This window comes from Pseudomonas sp. 2VD (assembly GCF_005503585.1).
In the GTDB taxonomy this organism is placed as follows: domain Bacteria; phylum Pseudomonadota; class Gammaproteobacteria; order Pseudomonadales; family Pseudomonadaceae; genus Pseudomonas; species Pseudomonas aeruginosa.
Window position 1 is genome coordinate 1 of the sequence record NZ_SCND01000672.1, and the last position, 1,179, is coordinate 1,179.

General features: G+C 70.7%; 1 protein-coding gene. It reads right to left on the bottom strand.

Going from position 1 to position 1,179, the window contains the following annotated elements:
• Positions 1-1,179, bottom strand: a 1,179-nt coding sequence (locus FFS27_RS32975) for a condensation domain-containing protein (RefSeq protein WP_256659912.1), incomplete at both ends; no start/stop codon positions are given.

Below are 1,179 nucleotides of genomic sequence, written 5' to 3' on the forward strand. Positions count from 1 at the left end.
GCGGCCAGCTCCTCGCGGACATGGCAGGCCAGCGCCGGCGCGGGGCCCGGCAGCGGCTCGCCACGGTAGGCGGCGACCAGCGCGACGATCAGGTTGGCCACGCTCCAGCCGTCGAGGATCGCATGGTGGAAGCTGAACACCAGGTCCAGGCCGTCCTCGCGGACGAACGCGGCGAACAGGAACAGCCCGGGCTGTTGCAGCGAATAGCGATGGAAGCGGCGTTGGCGGATGTGCTCGTCGAGCACCGTCCCGGCCTCCGGGTTGCCGCGCAGGTCCAGGATCAGCGGTTCGCTGCGCGCCTGGGTATGCACGAGTTGCAGCGGTTCGGATGCACCGCTGAGGTCGAACGACGAACGCAGCGCGGGATAGGCGGCGACTACCCGGTCCAGCGCGTGGCGGAACGCGGCTTCGTCCCAGGCCAGGTCGAAGCGGTAGTGGAACACGTCGTGGTAGACCGACGAGTCGGGGCGCTGGCGGCTATGGAAGAGCAGGCCGAGACTCAGCCGGCTGGTCGGGAAGGCGTCCTCCAGCCCTTCCAGGCGCGGCTTGTCGACTTCGGAAACCAGTTCGAACGGCTGGTAGCTTCGCTCCGCGAGCGGACGCACCAGGCGCTCGGCAAGACCCGCCACCGTCGGGTTGCGCATCAGGTCGGCGAGTTCGAAGCCCAGGCCGCGCCGCTGTGCGGCGGCGCGGATGCGCAGCATCAGGATCGAGTCGCCGCCGAGGGCGTAGAAGTCGTCGTGCACGCCGACCTCCGCCACGCCGAGGACATCGGCCCACACCGCCGCCAGTTCGGCCTCGGTCGCCGTGCGCGGCGCAACCGCCGCCACCTGTTCCGGCGGTGCCGGCAGTTGCCGGCGGTCGAGCTTGCCGTTGGCGCTGAGCGGGAGGCTGTCGATGCGCACGAAGAAGGCTGGCAGCATGAAGTCCGGCAGCGTCGCCGAAAGTCCGGCGCGCAATTGACCGGCGTCGAGTTCCGCCGCAGCCACGTAGTAGCCGACCAGGTGCGTGCCGCGTACCGCCGAATCGCGTGCCACGACCGCGGCGTCGCGTACGCCGGGAAGCGCGGCGAGGCGGTCGCGTACTTCGTCGGGTTCGACCCGGTTGCCGCGGATCTTCACCTGGTCGTCGGCGCGGCCGAGGTATTCGAGGTTGCCGTCGGCCAGCCAGCGGGCCAGG